The sequence below is a fragment of the Bacillus sp. S/N-304-OC-R1 genome, from assembly GCF_019749375.1.
In the GTDB taxonomy this organism is placed as follows: domain Bacteria; phylum Bacillota; class Bacilli; order Bacillales; family Cytobacillaceae; genus Cytobacillus.
This window is the reverse complement of the sequence record NZ_JACWFE010000013.1, coordinates 213,331-233,521: the sequence shown is the minus strand read 5'-3', so window position 1 is coordinate 233,521 and position 20,191 is coordinate 213,331. Positions and strand designations below refer to the sequence as shown.

The following is a 20,191-nucleotide window of genomic DNA, read 5'->3' as shown; positions in this document are numbered from 1 at the left end:
TTCTAGTAATTGATAATTTCCAATAGAGTAAAAAACAAAACCAGCCTTAAGGCTGGTTTAATCTTGTCTTGACATACCTGTATAAATGAGTATTAGTCGCAGTAATTCTAAGACTGCCACTGCAGCTGCTGCGACATAAGTAAGAGCGGCGGCATTTAATACCTTTTTCGTCTCTCTTTCTTCATCATTTCTAATAATTCCTAATGATACAACTTGATCCATTGCTCTATTTGACGCGTTGAACTCAACTGGCAAAGTGACAATTTGAAAGATAACGGCAAAGGCCATAAAAATAATTCCCAGGAGCACAAACCCGCTTACCCCTGCTAAAAAGCCTATTAAGATTAAAATCCAGGAAAAATTAGAACCAATATTCGCAACAGGAACTAGCGAATGCCTAAATCTTAAAAACGCATACTCCTGTTGATCCTGAATGGCATGTCCGACCTCGTGCGCAGCAATTGCAGCAGCAGCAACAGAATGTCCATGATAGTTCGCAGAAGACAACCGTACTGTTTTTGAACGAGGGTCATAATGGTCTGTTAAATGACCTCTAATTTCCTCAACACCTACATGGAATAAACCATTTGAATCCAAAATTCTTCTTGCCACCTCTGCCCCTCTCATATGTGAAGAGGATGCTACTCTTGAATATTTCGCATACGAGCCCTTTACTCTCATTTGCGCCCATAGTGGGATTAGAATAATAAGAATGAAGTATATCAGGTATCCACCCATCACTATACCTCCTTTATGCTTTCTCTAGATGGTGCATTTATTAAAGATGCAGCTATCTGATTTTAAGTTATTATTAGCTTCTCTTATTATTATTGTATTTTTGCCGAAAGATGGCGTCAATCTTTTTGCCTTCTTGAAAGTGATTTTTCCTTTTCTTGATCGCCTTTATATTTTCTCCACCCAACGTAGGATAATGTAAGAATAATGATGCTTCCAGTTGAGATTATTACCCACCATAAAGAAGGGTCTGCTTCGTCCTCTGTCATTTCATCAAATAGTAGCTGCAAATCTGCTTCTAAAGCTTCTAGCTCCATATGGCTTGCAGTTTCAGTTAATACTTGAGGGCGATATTTATCAATAAATTCAATTCTCGCATCTATTCTTTGAATTCGTTCTCGATCAACATTAATTTTTATACTAGGATGAATAATATCATATAATGATAAAAATGAATTCAGGTTTGAATTAAATTGCTGTGTATCACCTATATATGCCGCTTCCTTAACCTCGCCAAACATAGTCATGATTGGAGATTCCATTTCAGTCCATAATGGCTGATATGGTGAAGTAATAGCATCCATTACGAGCCTAAACTTAGTTACACGATTTATTTTTTCTTCATGATTCATCGTTGCATTCGCAGCAGCTTGTACCGCTTCGTCATGTGATACAGTTACGATCCTTAATTCATCAGGTGTAAATGGTCTCTCTTTTCCGGTTACAGAAACAAATTGTTCTGAAAAATACTCAAGCAGCTTCTTTGCATCTTCATATCGATGAAGCTTAACCATTTGAAGTGCTTCATCAGATAGTTGATCCAATCTATCTACAGGTGAGGTTTCTTTTGCGAATACTGATATAGGTAATAGCAGAAATAACATAATGACTGTAACAATTAACCTGACTTTCATTCTTGTCCCCCCTCAAATTACTATTAAATATGTATGAGAGATAGGACAAGGATAGACCTATTCAATTAGAATTCAAGTTTAAGTTAAACCGATTTTTTCTTAATGTTAAAAAAGCTGTAATACCAATCGAAAACACACTTAGCCAAAATGTAAAATATCCAATCTGCGGTGTATATAAGTCCAAAATTGGATACCTAGGAAGCATAAAAAACACATAATCGATTACATCATTATGTAATGTCCAAATGGCGGTTACAACTAAATGCCATGTTTTCATTCTATAGAATGGCGCATATAAAGCTCCTTGAACCGCCATTGCACCATGGGAAATAATGAGCATCAAGGCAACCATATCCAGTTCACCAGTAACATTGAAAACCAACAAATTCATGACAACTGCCCAGATTCCATACTTAATTAGAGTTACAATAGCCAGAGCTTCAAAAAGCGGCCAATTTTTCCCTAGCAGAAACGCAATTAACACAAAAACAAAAAACAAACTGGCTGTAGGACTATCTGGCACAAATGGCAAGAAAATCGGGGGTGTATCGACAAGTTGCCACTTGTACCAAATATAACCATAAATTGTTCCTGCAATATTTACAATTAATAGCAGCCATAATATTGCTCGATTAGCCAGAATCGGATAAATCCACTTCATGAATGCCCTCTTTTCTTTTTTGTATTTTTCTGTTTTATTTTACCATAGAGTCGACGTATGCAAATGAGTTAAACCACAATATTAAAAAAGCTGACGTAATTAACGTCAGCTTTCTATTATTACTTACTTGTTAAGTTTGAAATAAACTCAGCAAGTACTTTTAATTCTTCATCTGTTCCTTTGAACATACCTGGAGGCATGTTACCTCTACCATGTCTCGCGATATCAGAAATCTCATCTGGAGTTAGACCTGTATCGATAAGTGCCGGGTTTGGTCCACCACCTGCAAGTTCAGCTCCGTGACATGAAGTACAAGTATTTGCTTCTAGAAGCTTGTAGCCATCAGAATTTTTATCAATTTCAACTTCAGCTACGATTTTTCCTTGTCTTGCTGCAGCTTCCCAGTCATGAGTCGCAACAGACTGCCAAGTTAAAAATGTAATTCCTGCTAAAGCCAATAACATGAATCCAGTAGCCAATGGACGCTTAGATGGTTTTCTTTCAGGACCACGATCAATAAACGGTGCTAATAATAAAGCTCCGAAAGCTAGACCCGGAATGATAAACGCACCAACAGCGTTATATGGGCCAGATGCATAAGTATATTTTAGTAATTGGTATAAGAATAAGAAATACCAGTCTGGAAGTGGAATATAAGCTGTATCACTAGGATCAGCAATTTTTTCTAACGGTGGCTCATGAGCAACTGTTAAACATAAAAATCCTACTAAGAAAACGGCACCAACCATCCATTCCTTTAATAGGAAGTTAGGCCAAAATGCTTCTGTTTTTCCAGGATACTCCGAATAATCTTTCGGAATATTCGGCTTACGTTCAACAGGAACACGAGAGTCACCTACGAATTTCATACCTTTACCACGATGCATTGGGCGATTCCCCCTCCTTTTTTATATAATCGATAATCGTATTTTTACAACGGTCCAGAAATACCTTGTTTACGAATCATGACAAAGTGCGCAGCCATAAGTGCAAATAATGCAGCTGGCAAGAAGAATACGTGAATCGCAAAGAAACGAGTAATTGTTTGTGCCCCAACAATATCTGGATCACCAGCAATTAATGTTTTTAATTGCACACCAATAAGCGGTGTAGATTCAATAATCTGCATTGTAACCTTTGTTGCGAATAATGCTTTCATATCCCATGGTAATAAGTAGCCTGTTAAACCAAGTGCTAGCATAACGAAGAAAATCAGCACACCAACAACCCAGTTTAATTCACGAGGCTTCTTATAAGCTCCTTGGAAGAATACACGAAGCGTATGTAAGAACATCATTACAATGACTAAACTTGCTCCCCAGTGGTGCATTCCGCGGACGATTTGTCCAAATGCTACATGGTTTTGCAGGTAATAAACAGATTCCCAAGCATTTTTAATATCTGGAACATAATACATAGTTAAGAACATTCCAGATAAAATTTGAATTACAGTAACGAAGAACGTTAAACCACCAAAGCAGTATACGAATGCAGAGAAGTGATGAGCAGGGTTTACGTGCTCAGGTACTTCATGGTCTGCAATGTCGCGCCATAAAGGCGTAATATCTAAACGTTCATCTACCCAATCATAAATTTTGTTTAACAATGATTACGCCCCCTTTCGCGGCTTAGCTTTTCCTAAGTATAGGAAACCGTCTTTTTCAATGTAAGGATATACGTCAAGTGCAGCACTTGGCGGAGTTCCAGGAACGTTTGTACCATCCTTTGTATAAAGTCCGCCATGACAAGGACAGTAGAAATGGTCTGGATGTGTTTTGTCAGTATTCCAGTCGACAACACAGCCTAAATGCTTACATACAGGTGATAATGCCATCACTTCACCCTTTTCATCACGGTATACCCATGCAGTACCAGTAACATCTGAAGTATACCAAGCATCTTGCTGCTCAAATGTAAAGTCAACCCTAGTTGGAACATCTGAAATATCTGCAACTTTTTGCTTTGTAGGTATGTAATCACTTTCAGCTTTCGCCTGAAGAACTGGATCAACAGCAAAGCGAACCATAGGCATTAACATACCTGCAGCCATGAAACCGCCTACACCAGTTAGAGTATAGCTAAGGAATTGACGTCTAGATACACGATTTTTGCTCATTCTTTTCCCCCCTCTATTATGAAGTTAAGTCCAACGGACAAAATTCAACACAATATAAAACTAGGACATAACCATGATATATCAATCTCTAATGAAGGTCAATATAATCCTTTGGTAAAAACATGTAGAGTATGTGAACAAATGCTAAATCTGGATTAAAAATCACTTAAATGTATCATCTTTAAAATGTGGTGCATTTTATCATAGGGAATTTTGTCTTTCGGGAGAGATTTCCCCAATTGCCTTTTTGCTTACTCGACAGTTTGCCAGCTTTGCATGAATAAATTCATAAGCTGTTTTACTTGATCTTCAAGAATTATATTTCGATTGCGTTCATCCATATTTTCTAGCGGAAGTGATGGCAGCCAAATTAATTTACCTTTTAAACAGCTCTCCACAGCCTTCCAGCTGCTATCAGAGGTAACATAAAAAACATGCTTAAATTCATTACATAATAATTCAGTCTCCCATATCTTCACATCCTCCTGAAGCTTGTCCATGGCAGAAGATTTAAGATAAGAATAGCCAGGCAGCATGAGTATTCTCCCTCTAAATTGTCTTTCAAGCTGAACGGAAAGCAATGAAATAAAATCGCACATAGATGCTGTTTGTTTCATTTCGCCGCTTAGGGAAACAGGCAGCAAGGGCAACACTGCTGTGTCAACATATTCTTTAGATTGAAGAAACATATCAATATCCTGAGGTATCCACTTCATCCAATTCACTCCATATATCTAATTTATCCTACTTATCTTAACACTATTATAAAAATGCGACAAAAAAATAAAAAGCCTGCTATTTCATAGCAAGCAAAATTTAAGAATTTAATCTTTTCAATTCATCTGTTAATTGTTTGAAAGCTTCTTTATCTTGATTATCCAAAGCTTCATCAATCCTCCGCAGAAGGCTTTCCTTTTGAAACTTTTGAATACTGTCATAAAGGAATCTTTCTGCGGCCAATTTATCCTTTTCACTTATTAGCATTTTATTAGGCAAGTACGGGTTTTCTTCTAATACAGCAGCATATTGATGGGCCTTATTCGATGCATGGAAATTCAATTGAATAAAAATATCCTCCTCACGGTTTAGCCGAATATCGTGAAAAGATTTCTCTGCATCAGTCGTCATAACATTTTCCTTGTAGAAACGAAAAGGGACTTCATCTACACAATGAGTTGACATGATTAACCCTTTTGGACAATATTGTGCATGCTCTACAAAATGAACCTTTTCCATTAACTGATCATGGCTCATTAAATAATTTAAAATCCACACACATTCCCGTCTCTTTAATTGATAATGATTTAAAAACCAGCGAATAAAATCCTTTTTCTCGTTGACAGATACAGGGGCTGACATATTCGATTCCCTCCTCTGCTATTAGAAAGTGAATAAGCCCAATGAACTTTGATCTTTAATCCAAAAGTCTTTGTAATATATCCTGATATTCCATGATACCAGGTTCAAGCTTTACTAATTTACTAAAAATTTCGGCAGCCTCATCGGTTTTTCCTTCTTCAATTAGAAAATTTCCGTAATCTAATAGAAATTCCGGCTCTTCCTTAAAGAAAGTATATGCATTACTGTATTTGTTTAATGCCAAAGAATATTCTTCTAGGTTTTGATTGGCGATAGCAGCATCCCAAAGAAGTCGAGGTTCTTCTTCCCCAAAATCACTAAGTAAAGAGGTTATTTCCAAAACATCTTCAAAACGTTCTTGATGAAGAAATAGCTTAGTTAATGCAAGAGCTGCTTCAATAAATTCTGGATCAAGTGCAAGTGCTTCTCTTAGGAAATTTTCTGCTTCTGTATCCTGTCCAAGCTTTAATGAAATTGTCCCGCCAAAATAAAACAATTCCTTATTATATTCATCATATTTCATACCAGCTTTAATTGTGTTAAGACTATTTTCTAATTCCTCTTCACGTTCATATGCTTTGGCAAGGTTGATATACAAAGAATTGTATTCTGGGTCCAGTTCTTTTAGTTCGTTGAATTTTTCGATAGCTGTTCGATTATAACCTGCCTGTAAAGCAGTGAATGCATAGCTGAACAATGTATTAATCTCAAGCTTATCCTCCATTGCTTTTTCATAATATGGCAAAGCTTCCTCAAACGATCCGCCAACGCTTAGAACTTCAGCCATCCTCTGGTTTACATTCACTCCAGCAATGATCTCATCCGTTTCAAGAACTTTTAAATACACTCTTGCTGCCTCCATAAATCTTCCCTGCTCTGCATAAAGTTCTCCCATTGCGAAGTCAATGATGACTTCATTAGGCAAAATAGCTTTGGCTTTTAAGAGCTTTTGTTCACTTACCTCGTATAAGCCTTCCAATTGATAAAGATCAGCGAGCAGCAAAAGTGATTGCGGAAAGCTTGGGTCCTCTGCCTTTACCTGTTCTAATACGAGAATGGCTTCATCCTCTTCGCCAAGATCAATATGAGTTTCAGCTAAAAGCACTAGTAATTCTCCCTCTTCTGGATAAGACTCGAGAAGTCTTTTAAAAAGGCTTTTGGCCTCCTCTAAAAATCCAAAATGCAGTAGTTCCTCACCTAAAACGAATCTTTCCTCATGGGAACCATTTAATAAAATGGATTCATACTGTCTTAACGCTTCATCATGTTGACCATTTTCTAATAAAGAAATGATTTTGTTTACTTTTTCCATATTCAAGTTCCTTTCAAAATTAAGCATCGATCTTAAAAAATGATGGTGTTTTTATTGTAACATGCTTGCCATAGCCAGGACGAAAAATAACCTCTCCTCCAAAACGGATAACTTCTCCGTTTTGAACTGTCGTGACAAGCTTATCTCTATGATAGTGAAACAATTGGGTTTCTTCAATTTTTCTAATCTCTCTAGTCTTCCAATATAAATTATACGATAGTTCACAACCTTGATGGATACTTGCTTTAAAGGGATAGATGCCTATCTTAGATAGTACTGAATATGGTATAGGGCAGTCTTCCTGAATCTCCTCTTTTACGTGTGGTACTTTTTCTTCCTCCATAATTCGAGTCCATTCGATCGCAGCAAGCTTCTGTTCTCGTTCATTTTCACTTTTAAAAATTGGAATTAATGGGCTGTTATAAGGGAACATGGCATCTCTCAGCCATCCCCATGGAATATTGTATAGCTCGTCCACTACATCAATATCAACAAAAATAGCAGGGATCTTTTCTTTTTTGCACTTTCTCATAAATGATACAGTCAATAAACGGATGGGAATTCGAATGCCAATAACATAATCGATTGGACTATTTAATAGACTTTTTTTTAAGTGTTTAATCGCATCTGTTAATTCATGCTCATATTGAACTTCAGCCATTGTTATAAAGGTTGTACACCCCTTGAGGAGGAACTCTTCCTTATAATACTTTTTCATTTCTTGAAAAGGCTTTTCAAATGGGAACTCTTTTTTTAGTAAAATTGGTGAAGGGGTCATAATAAAAGGGTCAGCATTCATTTTCATGTGCTTATACCTTTTAAAGGCTGGTTTAATTGATAATATCGTTGCATTATCAACTAACAGTGAGGCTTTTGTTATTTTCTGGTCTTTTAAAATATTGGCGTTTTCAATGATATATGTCATAAAACCACCCTTTTTACGGTCTTATGACAAGCTATGAAAAAAATAATAATTTATGAATACTTATTTTTCATTACCTTAAAAACGGGAAAAAGAGACCGGAATATCAGCCTCTTTGTTTATATTGGAATTACTTAATTAGTCCTTCTAAGTGACTAAAGAAAGACGGATAAGAAATATAAATAGACTCCTCGTTTTCGAGGAATACATCTTCCTTACAGATGGCTGCAGCGATCGATAGCATCATCCCAATTCGATGGTCGCCGTAGCTTGAAACAGTTCCACCTGTTAAATCTGTTCTTCCTTTAATAATCATTCCATCAGCTGTAGCTTCAATATTAGCTCCAAGCTTCTTCAGCTCATTAACGACGGTGTCAATTCGGTTAGTTTCCTTTACCTTCAGTTCCTCTGCATCTTGAATCACTGTCACACCCTCAGCTTGAGAAGCTAATAAAGCAATAACAGGAATTTCATCAATCAGTCTAGGAATTAAATCTCCTTTAATCGTTATTCCCTTAAGATTTGATGTTTTAATAGTGATGTCACCGCTTGGTTCAAAAGCATCTTCATCATATGGGACAATCGTAATATCAGCACCCATTTCCTTCATAACATCGATAATTCCGGTTCTCGTCGGGTTTAATCCGACATTTTTTAAGGTAATGCAGCTATTAGGAACAATAGCTCCAGCTACGAGGAAAAATGCGGCTGAGGAAATGTCTCCTGGCACATGGATGTCCGTTCCTGTTAACTTCTGACCACCCGTAATTCGTACCGTACAGCCATCAACATCAATGGAACCTCCAAACTTTCCTATCATTCTTTCAGTATGGTCTCTCGTTTTCGCCGGCTCCACAATAGTTGTCATGCCATTAGCCTGAAGACCGGCAAATAGCAGAGATGACTTGACTTGAGCACTTGCTACCGGCATTGAGTACTGGATGGGATCCAATGGTCCCCCTGTAAGAGAAATTGGTGTATACTCCGAGTTTTTTCTACCATGAATAACAGCACCCATCGTTTGCAATGGCTTTGTTACCCTTGTCATTGGTCTTTTACCAATAGATTCATCACCAACTAATACCGAATGAAAAGGGCGGCCAGCCAGTATTCCCATTAATAATCGAATTGTAGTCCCTGAATTACCAACATCTAATATTTGAGAAGGCTCTTGCAGTCCATCTATACCTTTTCCCTCTATTACTACTTGATTATCCTCCTGTTCAATACATACTCCTAATTTTTTGAAGCATGAAATCGTACTTAAGCAATCCTCTCCTAACAGAAAGTTTGTAACTTTTGTTTTGCCCTTTGCAATGGCACCAAACATAATAGATCGATGTGAGATTGATTTATCCCCCGGGATTGCGATTGTCCCTTCTAATGATGAAATATTTGTCTGTAATTTAATTGGCTTCAAAAAAAACACCCCTTACAAGCAATTTTTCCCACTTACTTTTAATCTTTTGCATCAGTAAACTAAAGTCCCATTGATGTTTCATAGTTTGTATAATTATGAATACAAAGATCCGCCCGTGTCCGGTCTTCCTCTGTTTGGAAGCTTATGACTAAGACCCCGTTAATATCCTCTCGTGTTTCCAAAATTCGAATATTTGTTATACTAATTTCTTCCTTCGCTAAATAACCTGTAATTTCAGAAATAACACCTGGATAGTCAGGAACATCGACAAATAAGTCATAAAATGATGGAATTGCCCCTTTTTCTTTTTGTGGCAATTCATCACGGAATTGTTTAGCACGATGAAAGTAATGAAAGATTTCATCCTCATTTTCTTTAGTGAGCATTTCAGCTACCTTTGTCATTTCTGCTTGCCAATCATCTAAAAGACTCAGCATGACATCTTTATTATGCAGAAGAATATCTCTCCACATTTCAGGACTGCTGGAGGCAATTCTCGTTACATCACGAAATCCTCCTGCCGCTAAGCTTGGAACGAGCTTTTGCTTTGCACTCGTTTTCTCAGCCTGGTGAACGAGTGAAGCAGCTATAATATGTGGAAAATGGCTAATTACACCAGTTAAATAGTCATGTTCCTCAGGTGTTAAAGTTATAAACCTAGCTTTCGTACCTGACAGCCAATATTGCAGCTCCTGAAGCTTATGTTCGGTAATATGATCTTCAGGTGTTAAAATATAAAAAGCATTTTCAAACAGTATTGATTTCGCAGCAGTTACACCGCTTTTATGCGACCCAGCCATCGGATGCCCGCCAATAAAAGTTAATCCTTTGTCTTTAAAATTTCTTGCCAGCTGTACGATTTCTTTCTTTGTGCTTCCGGCATCAGAAATAATCACATGATCTTTTAATGGAATGGTTTCGAGGATTTTAATAACCTTTTCAGTTACCTTCACTGGTGTAGCTATTAAAATTAAATCAGCTTGTTTAGCACCTTCTTCAATCGATAAGGCGATTTCGTCAATGACTCCAAGCATACGACCAAGCTTTGTCTGTTCTTCATTAACATCATATCCGATAACAAGTGCATCCCTATGATTTCTTTTTACGCATAGAGCTAAAGAACCTCCAATTAGACCTAAACCAATAACAAATACACGGCCTTGCAAGCGGCTCACCACCTTTTCTTCTATGTAAACGCTAAGCATGACTACGACGAAAAAAAATTTATCGAAAAAAGTACAGAGGCCATGATAGCCTCTGAATGGAAGATTTCTTTTTTAAGACAAAATAGTCTTTTCGGTTAATAAATCGCTCATCACCCCAATAACGCCATCATTTTGCTCTTTTGATCCTACTGTCACTCTTACACATGTAGGGAAGCCAAGGGCTTTACCTGAACGCACAATGAATCCTCTCTCAAGCAAATACTGGAATACTTCATTTCCATCTTTATTAAAGTCGATTAATACAAAGTTTGCCTGTGATGGATAATAGCTTAAGCCGTTTTCATCACAAAATAAATAAAACTGCTGGAGACCCTCACGATTTTTTTGTTTACAGAATGCAACATAATCTTGGTCTTCAAGAGCAGCAATAGCAGCTTCTTGAGCAATTGTACTCACATTAAATGGTTCTCTCGCAGGCTCTAAAGCTCTAATGATCTCTGAATGACTTATGCCATAGCCCACACGGAGACTTGCGAGCCCATAAATTTTTGAGAATGTGCGGAGGATAATGATATTTGGAAAACGGTCCAGCAAGTTTACTGATTGACAATAGTCTTCAGCAACAACGTATTCATTGTATGCTTCGTCAATCACAACTAAAATATCACTTGGCACTTTTTCTAAAAATGAAACTAATTCGTTTTCTGGTATATATGTTCCCGTTGGATTATTAGGGTTACAAACCCATACGACAGATGTTGCTTCATCAATGACTTTAAGCATACCCTCAAGATCATGCTCTCCATTGATTTGTGCCACTTCCCTAACCTCAGCACCATCTATAATTGCATTATGTTTGTATTGTGAGAATGTTCCTGCAGACATAACTGTATTGGTTCCTGGTTTTAACAGGGCACGTGAAATGATTTGAATGATATTATCAGCGCCATTCCCAAAAATAAATTGAGAAGGGCTTAAACCAAAATGACTAGCTATTTTTTCTCTTAAATTAGTTGCATTTCCATCTGGATATAAAGGAAATGCTGCACTGTTGCACTTTAAGGCTGTCGTAACTTTTTCTGAGCATCCAAACGGATTTTCATTAGAGGCAAGTTTAATAATATTTTCTAAGCCATATTGTCTTTTCACTTCATCAATTGGTTTTCCAGGCTGGTATGGGGTTAATTGAAGCAACTGCTCTTTCCATTTCATATATAATCTCACCTTTTCTATGCAATGTCGTCAGAATTCGTTTCTTATGCTTTTTTACGACTGATTAACAGAATTAAGATCCGGTCTTAATTTAATAGCTTCTTCCAAATAGATGTGACAGATATCTTGCTGAGGGATAGTTGTATTTACATGCATCATGACTCGAATACATCTTTTTAATGAGGATGTAACAGGTATTTCCTGCATGCACATCACAGGAACATACTTCCATCCCTTTATTAGTCTCATTGCTTTAGCCGGAAAAACTGCTGTAATATCATCAGTCACTGAAATAAAGACGGAAGCAACCATATCTGCCTCAATCTTATTTTCCTCTATCATCTTTCTTAGTAAAGCTTCTGTCGCCTCAATAATTTCTTTTTCATCGTTTTGCTTTACAGTAGTAGCTCCTCTAACTCCGCGAATCACAAATATCCCCTCCTCTATTGCTGAAAAATCTTAAGCTGATTAACTATTTCTGTTTCTGAAACTTCATATAAACCAGGTCTGCCAATCTCATTTAGTAGGACAAAGTTAATTTTTTGTCCTATTGATTTTTTATCCTGTTTCATACGATGGATCAATTTATCTATCATTAGCAGATCTGGCAATTCTGTCAAATAGCCAAGTTCTGAAAGCCACTCTTTAAAAGCCACGATATTAAAATGTAAACCTGCTATATTCCTGCTTAATTGCAGTGCGAATAACATGCCGATGAGAACAGATTCCCCATGTGTCCACTTGCCATAGCCCATTTCAGCTTCAATGGCATGGCCAAGTGTATGTCCGAAATTCAAGTATGCACGAATCCCAGATTCTCTTTCATCTCTTGAAACAAAATAATTCTTAATTTCAATACCTCTAACTAGCGCAGAGCGCAAATCAGCTTCATTAAGTGTTTCTAATGAATGAATATGCTCCATCAGCCACTCATAAAATGAAGCATCGTGAATTAAGCTATGCTTTATGACTTCTGCAAAGCCTGATCTCCTTTCGTTTAAAGGAAGAGAACTTAAAAAATTCAGATCATAAAATACAGCTTCCGGCTGATAAAAAGCCCCGATCATATTTTTACCAAGAGGATGATTAATGGCAACCTTCCCGCCAACTGCACTATCATGGGCAAGAATTGTCGTTGGCACCTGAATAAAAGGAATTCCCCTCATGTATGTAGATGCAACAAACCCGCCTAAGTCGCCTATGGCACCGCCGCCAAATGCAATCAATAGTGATTTACGGTCAAGCTTTTTTTCTAAGGCAAAACTTAACGAATGATAATATACATCAAACGTTTTTGCTTTTTCCCCGCTTGGTACAATGCATATTTCCGTTTTATAATCAGATAAAGCATTTTTTATTTCAGATAAATATATATCCGCAACTGTTTCATCAGTCATAACCATAATTGTAGTTAAGGAAGGAAACGATTGTTGGATAAACGAACAAAGCTTGCTGATAACACCTGCTCCAACATATACGGGATATGTTTTCGAAGTTGTTTCAATCGTAACAGTGTTCATTAAAATTCCCTCGCAAACTTTTTCTGAGCCTCGATATTTTCCTTTAATGCTTCAAATCGATCTGAATAGAATTGGTCAACTATCGCAGCTGCTAATTCCCAAGCAACGATGTTTTCTGCAACTACTGCTGCTGCTGGAACAGCACAGCTATCAGACCTCTCAATACTCGCTGCAAATGGTTCTTTCGTTTCTATATCCACACTTTGAAGCGGTTTATACAGCGTTGGGATTGGTTTCATTACTCCCCTAACGACAATTGGCATTCCAGTCGACATGCCACCCTCTAAGCCGCCTAATCTATTTGTTTTCCGGTAATAGCCTTTTTCCTCACTCCAAGCAATTTCATCGTGAACTTGGCTGCCTGGTATACTTGCCGCTTCAAAGCCAATGCCAATTTCTACACCCTTAAAAGCATTAATACTCATTATTCCGCTAGCTAATTTAGCATCAAGCTTTCGGTCATAATGGACATAGCTTCCAACTCCTGCAGGCATGCCTTCCACAATTACTTCAACAATGCCGCCAATTGAATCGCCTTGCTCTTTAGCATCATCGATAGCCTTCATCATTAGCGTTTCAGCATCTGGATCTATACAGCGAACTGGAGAGGCTTCTGTAATTTCCTTTAACTTTTCAAGAGATTCGTAATCTCTGACAGCTGATTTAACTCCACCTATTTCGATTACATGGGAGGCTACATGAATACCTAGCTCTGACAGCAGTTTTTTCGCTACTGCACCGGCAGCTACTCTTACAGTTGTTTCTCTGGCAGAAGATCGTTCAAGAACGTTGCGCATATCTCTATGTCCGTATTTAAGGGCACCATTTAAATCAGCGTGGCCTGGGCGGGGGCGAGTAATTTTTCTTTTAATCTCATCTTCCTCTTCAGGAGCAATTGGATCTTGCCCCATAATTTTCGTCCAATGCTTCCAATCATTATTTTCAACGACTAATGCAACTGGAGAACCTAAAGTAATCCCGTGTCGCACTCCGCCTGTAATTTGTACAGTATCTTTTTCAATTTGCATTCTTCTGCCTCGGCCATGTCCTTTTTGTCGTCTGGCCAATTCAAAATTTATATCAGAAGCAAGCAAAGAAAGTCCTGCAGGCAATCCTTCTATAATAGCGGTTAGCTGCGGTCCGTGTGATTCACCTGAAGTCAAATATCTCAAAACTCTTTCCCCCTTCAACTCATTAAAGAATTATGTATCAATATATCATATCGGCAAAAATATGAATAGTAAAAATAGAAAATTCATTTTATTTTTCACAAAAAAAAGCTATTCATACTTTTATAGAGATTAACTTTTACCTCTGTTTCTACGTAAGTATTAATATTTACTATATAAACTTTTATAACTTAAATAAAGAAAGGAGCCTGCTTTATTTCAGACTCCTTGCCATCATTTTTTTCTGTAAAAGAACGTATCCTCTGTTTCAAAATCATATTTGTTTGGATTAAAAATCTGTTCTGTGCTTCCGACAAAGAAAATACCATCAGAACGTAATGCTCCGCTAAATTTATTATAAAGTTCATCCTTTGCCTCTTCTGTAAAATAAATGAGAACATTTCGGCAAACAATCAAATCAAAGGGACCGCCGAATGGATCTGCAAGCAAGTTTTGTTTTTTAAATGTGACTGTTTTTTTTATGTCCTCAGACACATTATAAAAATTTCCGTCTTTTATAAAATATTTTCGCTTCATCTCTTCCGGAACTTCATTTAATGATCTTTCTGGATATGTACCTATTTTCGCTCTTGCAATGACATTATCATCAATATCAGTTGCCAATATTTGAACTTGGGATAATGGCATAAAATTTGACATGATCATAGCAATTGTGTAAGGTTCTTCACCGGTGGAGCATGCTGCACTCCATATTTTTAAACGTTTGTTATGTGCGAGCAATTTTGGCAGAATTTTTTTCTCTAGAACTTCCCATCGTTTTGCATTACGGTAAAACTCAGATACATTTATCGTCATTCGATCTAAAAATTCATTTAATAGACCATTATCTTTTCGAATCGCTTCAAAAAAGTCCTGAAATGTTTTATATCCTTTTTTTTCAGATAAGGAAAGAAGCCTTCTTTTCATTTGAGCCTCTTTGTATAGGGAGAGATCAATTCCCGTTTTATTCTTTATATTGACAATAAAGTTTTGATAATCACTTGACATTGGCCCTTCTCCTCATATCGATATTTATTCTATTCTCAGATAATTAAAGTATAGCTGAAAATTAGAGAAAAAGGACTATATTTTATAGATAAAGATATATGAAGTAAGAAATTTATAAGAAAAAAAGTACTCGCATGGTGCGAGTACCTTTACAATTAGTTAATCCACTCATTCATTAGCTTTGAATAGTCAACTAGCTCTTCTTGTTTAAAGAATAAAGCAATTTCACGTTCTGCACTTGCAGGTGAATCAGAACCGTGAATAATATTTTTTCCTACTGTAGCTGCGAAATCACCACGGATTGTACCAGGAGCTGAATCTTTTGGATTTGTTGCTCCCATCATTTGGCGAGCTGTTGCAATTACATTTTCACCTTCCCAAACCATTGCGAAAACTGGACCAGATGTAATGAAATCTACTAATTCACCGAAGAAAGGACGCTCTTTGTGCTCGCCATAATGCTGCTCAGCAAGTTCTTGTGAAATGCTCATAAGCTTACCGCCAACAAGCTGAAAACCTTTTTTCTCAAAACGGGCAACAATCTCACCAATTAAATTACGCTGAACGCCGTCAGGCTTAACCATTAAAAATGTTTTTTCCATAAATTTCAACTCCTAAAGCTATGTATAGTGAATTATTATTTCCAATAATCCACGAAAATATTAACATTGTTTTGCAGATAATACAAGTCAACCGGTGGTGCACTATCATAATTTAGTTAAAAACTTCTTCGCCCAATTACTTTAGCAATGTCCATTAGTGTTTTCTTTGCTCGATGTTGCGGAAGATCTTTTAATATATCTAATGCTTTAGTTAAATAAAGATCACTTACCTGAAGAGACCTCTCAATTGCACCAGAGTCTTTTATTAGTGAGGTGATTTTTTTAATCTCGCTAAGCTCTGTCGTCTCTCGCACTTTAATAATTTCTTTCCGGATTTCTTCATCCTCCATAGCAAACAAGACTGGAAGTGTAATATTGCCTTGATGGAGATCATCACCGGCTGGTTTCCCAAGTTCTTTTTCGGTACCAGTAAAGTCAAGAACATCATCAATAATTTGATAAGACATTCCGACATAGTAGCCAAAACGATATAACTTCTTATGAATTTCTTCTTCAACATCAGCTGCAATCGCACCTAATTGACAGCTTACAGCAATGAGGATGGCTGTTTTCCGCTTTATTCTCCGGAAATAGTCTCTTAAATTTTGTTCAAAATTATATTTATCCTTGATCTGCTCAATTTCGCCAATACAAAGTTCAACTAATGTATCTGACAAAATTTGATGTGCAAAAGGCTTTTGAATTTCTGTAATTAGCTCAAGAGATCGGGCAAAAATATAGTCTCCTGTATACATAGCGACTTTATTATCCCACTTTGCTTTTATTGTTGGTTTGCCGCGCCTTAATTCCGCATCATCTATGACATCATCGTGAACAAGGGAAGCCATGTGAATAAGTTCAAGTGCTACTGCTACATTTTTGATTTTATTAATGTCATATGTGCCAAACTTGCCAGCAAGCAAAACAAAAACAGGGCGAATTCTCTTTCCCCCAGCTTTCAATAAATGCAAGGACGCTTGGTGTAATAACGGAGACTCTGCCTGGACAGTCTCCTCGAGTGTTTGTTCTATATTCTTTAAATCGGAATTTAGAAATGAATACATCATTTTCAATTTCATTTCTCATACTCACCCAGCTTAAAATCCTGTCTGCAGCTTCCATACATTAGATTTCGTTCAAAATACAGAGCTTCTATGGCTCACAAATAAATAAATTGAACATTAGTGTCTATGAAAAAAGCATTCAGAAAAAAATTTATTTTTCTTTCCTTCCAATATGCACCGCTGCTACTCCTCCGCTATACGGCTTAAAAGAAACATTAACAAATCCAGCTTTCTCAAACATGTTTGCTAGCTCTTTCATACCTGGGAAATCGCGGGCTGATTCCTGTAACCATGAATATTCCTTATAGCTTTTTGCGAAAATTTTACCGAACAAAGGCATGATAAAGCGGAAATAGAAATAATACGCTTGTTTGTATCCAAACATTGTCGGCTGGGAGGTTTCCAGGCAAGCTGCAATTCCACCCGGTTTAAGCACTCTCCGCATTTCTCTCAATACTTGCATATAATCAGGCACATTTCTTAATCCAAAACCAATTGTAACATAATCAAATGAATTATCAGGGAAAGGAAGTTCCATTGCATTGCCATGAACAAGGGTAATTTGCTCCAGCCCGCTATCCTTTACCTTTTGTTCACCAATTTTAAGCATATTCTTACTGAAGTCTAATCCAACAACTTCCCCGTCTGGTCCAACTGCATTTGCCAATGCGATCGTCCAGTCAGCCGTTCCACAGCAAAGGTCTAAAGCTTTGGAACCTTTTTGGACATTCATGCGTTTCATGGTGTCCTTACGCCATCTTATATGCTGTTGAAAGCTAATAACGGAGTTCATCTTGTCATAATTGTCATATATCTTCTCAAAAACATGATGGACGCGCTCTTCTTTAGATTGTTGCATGCTTTTAACCTTCCTCCACAAATATATTTTCTGCGGGCAGATGCTGACTAATAATCGCGTTGACTCTGTTTATCAAACATTCATTTAGAGTCGGAAGCTTGCTCAAATATTTTTCAATAATTTGCTTTGAGTTATTAATATATCTGTCACATGTGCTAATTAATAAATGCTGCTGTTCGACGCTTAGCTCTGAATAATCATGCTTAGTAATTAACAATACGTTTAGAACATCAAAGACAATCGATGATTCGCCTTTTAAGTATTTATTCTTCTCTGAAATTAGCCTTTTTAAGAGCATGAGGTTAGAGGCAAACTCACACCAGTTCCGATCCTCAATTAAATCAAATACTTTATCAAATAAAGAGCACTCAACTTTTTTAATACTTTCCATCAGAATATCTACTGCTTCCACAGCTTTTTGATAAACAGATATCTTATGTTCATTTACTTCCTTAATGCCTGTAGCTAGGGAACGAATCATCGAAATATCTTCAAGACCCGCAAGAATCTTATAATATAAACCGCTATAATAAACACCTGCCAAGACCGTCAGCTGCCTATGTTTTAGCTGATCAGCATGCAGTTCTTCATTCGAAACTAGTTCATGTGTGTCTAATGCTATCTGAATGAGCATGATTGTAATGGCATAGTTTCTAAGCTTATCTTCCGGAAGCTGTATATGATCCAAAGCTGAAATCAGGATTAAAAGCTTGTCTTCGTCTATTATTGGAGACTCTATGTATTTAAGTAAATAAGGGTGCCGTATCTTTTCTTCGATTTGCTCCTTAATAACTGCCACTTTTTCCTTCATGTTTAGCATTCGATCACCCTTGTTCTCCTTAAGATTTCTTCATTTCTGCTATGAAAGCTCAATGAAAAAGCAACAGATTTGAAGAGGCTCATGATTTAGGCTTTGAAATAGGAATAAGCCTGCCATGTCCTCTTTAAATCTTACTTTTGATTAATAATTTATACTTTATACTGATATCCATAAGGCAGGACAATTATATCATAACTTAGTGTGCCTTGACAGGAGAATTTCAGGAAAATACTGAGTTCACGATATAAACACCTGCAAATCATTTTCCTTATTTTTTTGCTTCGCTGTCAATTTCACCATAAGCTGTTAATATTTTTGCACTTCCTCTAATTTTAATAGCTGAAGTATGTTCAGTGAACTGTGCAATCATGACCTCGCCCTGATCTAGTTTTTCTGAATGGTGAAATCTAGTATCAGTCCCTCTTGTTAAACCAATGACATTGACACCGTCTTCTTTTGCTTTAATAACAATAAAATCATTTCCAGCCGGATTTTTTTTCTCCATACTAACACCCTTTTGCAATTATTTGAGCGACAAGAAGGAATGAATCACTCATAATTAGTTGAATGGACTAAAACTTTATTAAAGCTAACACCTCAGCACGAGCTTTCTCATCTTCAGCTAAAGTACCTCTAACAGCAGTTGTAACCGTTTTAGAGCCTGGTTTCTTCACTCCGCGCATCGTCATGCACATATGTTCCGCCTCTACCACTACCATTGCGCCATGCGGCTCTAGCTTTTCCATAATAGCTTCCACTACTGTAGATGTAATTCGTTCTTGAAGCTGCGGTCTTTTGGCTACTGCCTCTACAGCTCTCGCCAATTTGCTTAATCCGGTAACTCGTCCGTTTCTTGGAATATAAGCAACATGGGCTTTTCCGTAAAAAGGAACAAGATGATGTTCACATAATGAGTAGAAAGGGATATCCTTTACTAGTACTAGTTCTTCATGGTCTTCACCAAATACTGTTTCAAAATACTCTTTAGGGTCTTGGTTTAACCCCATAAACACTTCTTCATACATTTTTGCCACTCTTTTTGGTGTATCTAACAATCCTTCACGGTTTGGATCTTCTCCAACTGCTTCTAATATTAAACGTACGGCCTCTTCAATCTGCGCACGGTTTACATTCGACATCAAATATTTCCCCCTCAAAAAATCTCTACATTCTTAAATTCAATATTTCCATATTAGCATATTATTTTCGTAACAAGCAAAAAGAAATGCGGAAGGTGCCTGCTTATCGGCGACAAGCATAAGGCAGGATGGCAGGAAGGTCGCTCTTTACCTTCTTGCCAGCATGACTTATGACCTCGAGCCGATGGCACCT

23 protein-coding genes are annotated in these 20,191 nt (G+C 37.1%); all 23 read right to left on the bottom strand.

Going from position 1 to position 20,191, the window contains the following annotated elements; all coding sequences use genetic code 11:
* Positions 1-57 precede the first annotated feature (57 nt).
* The 23 genes from H0173_RS11795 to folE all read right to left on the bottom strand — a co-directional run bounded on the left by H0173_RS11795 (position 58) and on the right by folE (position 19,998).
* On the bottom strand, positions 58-738 hold the full coding sequence (locus H0173_RS11795) for a zinc metallopeptidase (RefSeq protein WP_221846717.1): 681 nt from the start codon (positions 736-738) through the stop codon (positions 58-60).
* Positions 739-854: 116 nt separating this feature from the next.
* A complete protein-coding gene (gene ypjB / locus H0173_RS11790; RefSeq protein ID WP_221846716.1) occupies positions 855-1,649 on the bottom strand; it encodes a sporulation protein YpjB in 795 nt (264 codons plus the stop codon).
* Between the two features lie 61 nt (positions 1,650-1,710).
* Entirely contained in the window at positions 1,711-2,310 is a 600-nt protein-coding gene (gene lhaT, locus H0173_RS11785) for a lipoprotein heptaprenylglyceryl N-acetyltransferase LhaT (RefSeq protein ID WP_221846715.1), read from the bottom strand.
* Between the two features lie 119 nt (positions 2,311-2,429).
* A complete protein-coding gene (locus tag H0173_RS11780) occupies positions 2,430-3,197 on the bottom strand; it encodes a menaquinol-cytochrome c reductase cytochrome b/c subunit (protein ID WP_221846714.1) in 768 nt (255 codons plus the stop codon).
* Between the two features lie 44 nt (positions 3,198-3,241).
* Positions 3,242-3,916 (bottom strand): menaquinol-cytochrome c reductase cytochrome b subunit, encoded by a 675-nt coding sequence (gene qcrB / locus H0173_RS11775; protein ID WP_221846713.1) that lies wholly within the window; start codon positions 3,914-3,916, stop codon positions 3,242-3,244.
* A 3-nt stretch (positions 3,917-3,919) separates the two neighbouring features.
* Entirely contained in the window at positions 3,920-4,426 is a 507-nt protein-coding gene (locus H0173_RS11770; RefSeq protein ID WP_221846712.1) for a QcrA and Rieske domain-containing protein, read from the bottom strand.
* Between the two features lie 251 nt (positions 4,427-4,677).
* The gene (locus tag H0173_RS11765; RefSeq protein WP_221846711.1) at positions 4,678-5,142 is read right to left on the bottom strand and encodes a YpiF family protein; all 465 of its coding nucleotides are present in this window, start codon (positions 5,140-5,142) and stop codon (positions 4,678-4,680) included.
* 100 nt (positions 5,143-5,242) lie between these two features.
* Entirely contained in the window at positions 5,243-5,785 is a 543-nt protein-coding gene (locus H0173_RS11760; RefSeq protein ID WP_221846710.1) for a ReoY family proteolytic degradation factor, read from the bottom strand.
* 55 nt (positions 5,786-5,840) lie between these two features.
* Positions 5,841-7,097: a tetratricopeptide repeat protein gene (locus H0173_RS11755; RefSeq protein WP_221846709.1), complete on the bottom strand. Its 1,257-nt coding sequence runs from the start codon at positions 7,095-7,097 to the stop codon at positions 5,841-5,843.
* 19 nt (positions 7,098-7,116) lie between these two features.
* On the bottom strand, positions 7,117-8,022 hold the full coding sequence (locus H0173_RS11750) for a hypothetical protein (RefSeq protein ID WP_221846708.1): 906 nt from the start codon (positions 8,020-8,022) through the stop codon (positions 7,117-7,119).
* A 127-nt stretch (positions 8,023-8,149) separates the two neighbouring features.
* Positions 8,150-9,439 (bottom strand): 3-phosphoshikimate 1-carboxyvinyltransferase, encoded by a 1,290-nt coding sequence (gene aroA, locus H0173_RS11745; protein WP_221846707.1) that lies wholly within the window; start codon positions 9,437-9,439, stop codon positions 8,150-8,152.
* Positions 9,440-9,498: 59 nt separating this feature from the next.
* Positions 9,499-10,605, bottom strand: coding sequence for a prephenate dehydrogenase (locus tag H0173_RS11740; protein ID WP_221846865.1), 1,107 nt, complete (start codon positions 10,603-10,605; stop codon positions 9,499-9,501).
* Between the two features lie 111 nt (positions 10,606-10,716).
* Positions 10,717-11,817, bottom strand: a complete 1,101-nt coding sequence (gene hisC, locus H0173_RS11735; protein ID WP_221846706.1) for a histidinol-phosphate transaminase — start codon at positions 11,815-11,817, stop codon at positions 10,717-10,719.
* Positions 11,818-11,871: 54 nt separating this feature from the next.
* Positions 11,872-12,246 carry a chorismate mutase gene (gene aroH, locus H0173_RS11730; protein WP_221846705.1) on the bottom strand — a complete coding sequence of 125 codons (375 nt, stop codon included), beginning with the start codon at positions 12,244-12,246 and terminating at the stop codon, positions 11,872-11,874.
* Positions 12,247-12,260: 14 nt separating this feature from the next.
* Positions 12,261-13,337: a 3-dehydroquinate synthase gene (aroB, locus tag H0173_RS11725; protein ID WP_221846704.1), complete on the bottom strand. Its 1,077-nt coding sequence runs from the start codon at positions 13,335-13,337 to the stop codon at positions 12,261-12,263.
* Positions 13,337-14,509, bottom strand: a complete 1,173-nt coding sequence (gene aroC / locus H0173_RS11720) for a chorismate synthase (protein WP_221846703.1) — start codon at positions 14,507-14,509, stop codon at positions 13,337-13,339. Before aroC ends, aroB begins: the two co-directional genes overlap by 1 nt.
* A gap of 231 nt (positions 14,510-14,740) precedes the next feature.
* Positions 14,741-15,514 (bottom strand): CheR family methyltransferase, encoded by a 774-nt coding sequence (locus H0173_RS11715; protein ID WP_221846702.1) that lies wholly within the window; start codon positions 15,512-15,514, stop codon positions 14,741-14,743.
* Between the two features lie 155 nt (positions 15,515-15,669).
* Complete coding sequence (gene ndk / locus H0173_RS11710) at positions 15,670-16,116, bottom strand: nucleoside-diphosphate kinase (protein ID WP_221846701.1); 447 nt, start codon at positions 16,114-16,116, stop codon at positions 15,670-15,672.
* 116 nt (positions 16,117-16,232) lie between these two features.
* Positions 16,233-17,195: a heptaprenyl diphosphate synthase component II gene (gene hepT / locus H0173_RS11705; RefSeq protein WP_221846700.1), complete on the bottom strand. Its 963-nt coding sequence runs from the start codon at positions 17,193-17,195 to the stop codon at positions 16,233-16,235.
* Positions 17,196-17,331: 136 nt separating this feature from the next.
* Positions 17,332-18,039: a demethylmenaquinone methyltransferase gene (locus tag H0173_RS11700; RefSeq protein WP_221846699.1), complete on the bottom strand. Its 708-nt coding sequence runs from the start codon at positions 18,037-18,039 to the stop codon at positions 17,332-17,334.
* Positions 18,040-18,043: 4 nt separating this feature from the next.
* Positions 18,044-18,859, bottom strand: a complete 816-nt coding sequence (locus H0173_RS11695) for a heptaprenyl diphosphate synthase component 1 (RefSeq protein WP_221846698.1) — start codon at positions 18,857-18,859, stop codon at positions 18,044-18,046.
* A 268-nt stretch (positions 18,860-19,127) separates the two neighbouring features.
* Positions 19,128-19,364 (bottom strand): trp RNA-binding attenuation protein MtrB, encoded by a 237-nt coding sequence (mtrB, locus tag H0173_RS11690; RefSeq protein ID WP_221846697.1) that lies wholly within the window; start codon positions 19,362-19,364, stop codon positions 19,128-19,130.
* Between the two features lie 67 nt (positions 19,365-19,431).
* A complete protein-coding gene (gene folE, locus H0173_RS11685) occupies positions 19,432-19,998 on the bottom strand; it encodes a GTP cyclohydrolase I FolE (protein WP_221846696.1) in 567 nt (188 codons plus the stop codon).
* Positions 19,999-20,191: the final 193 nt, after the last annotated feature.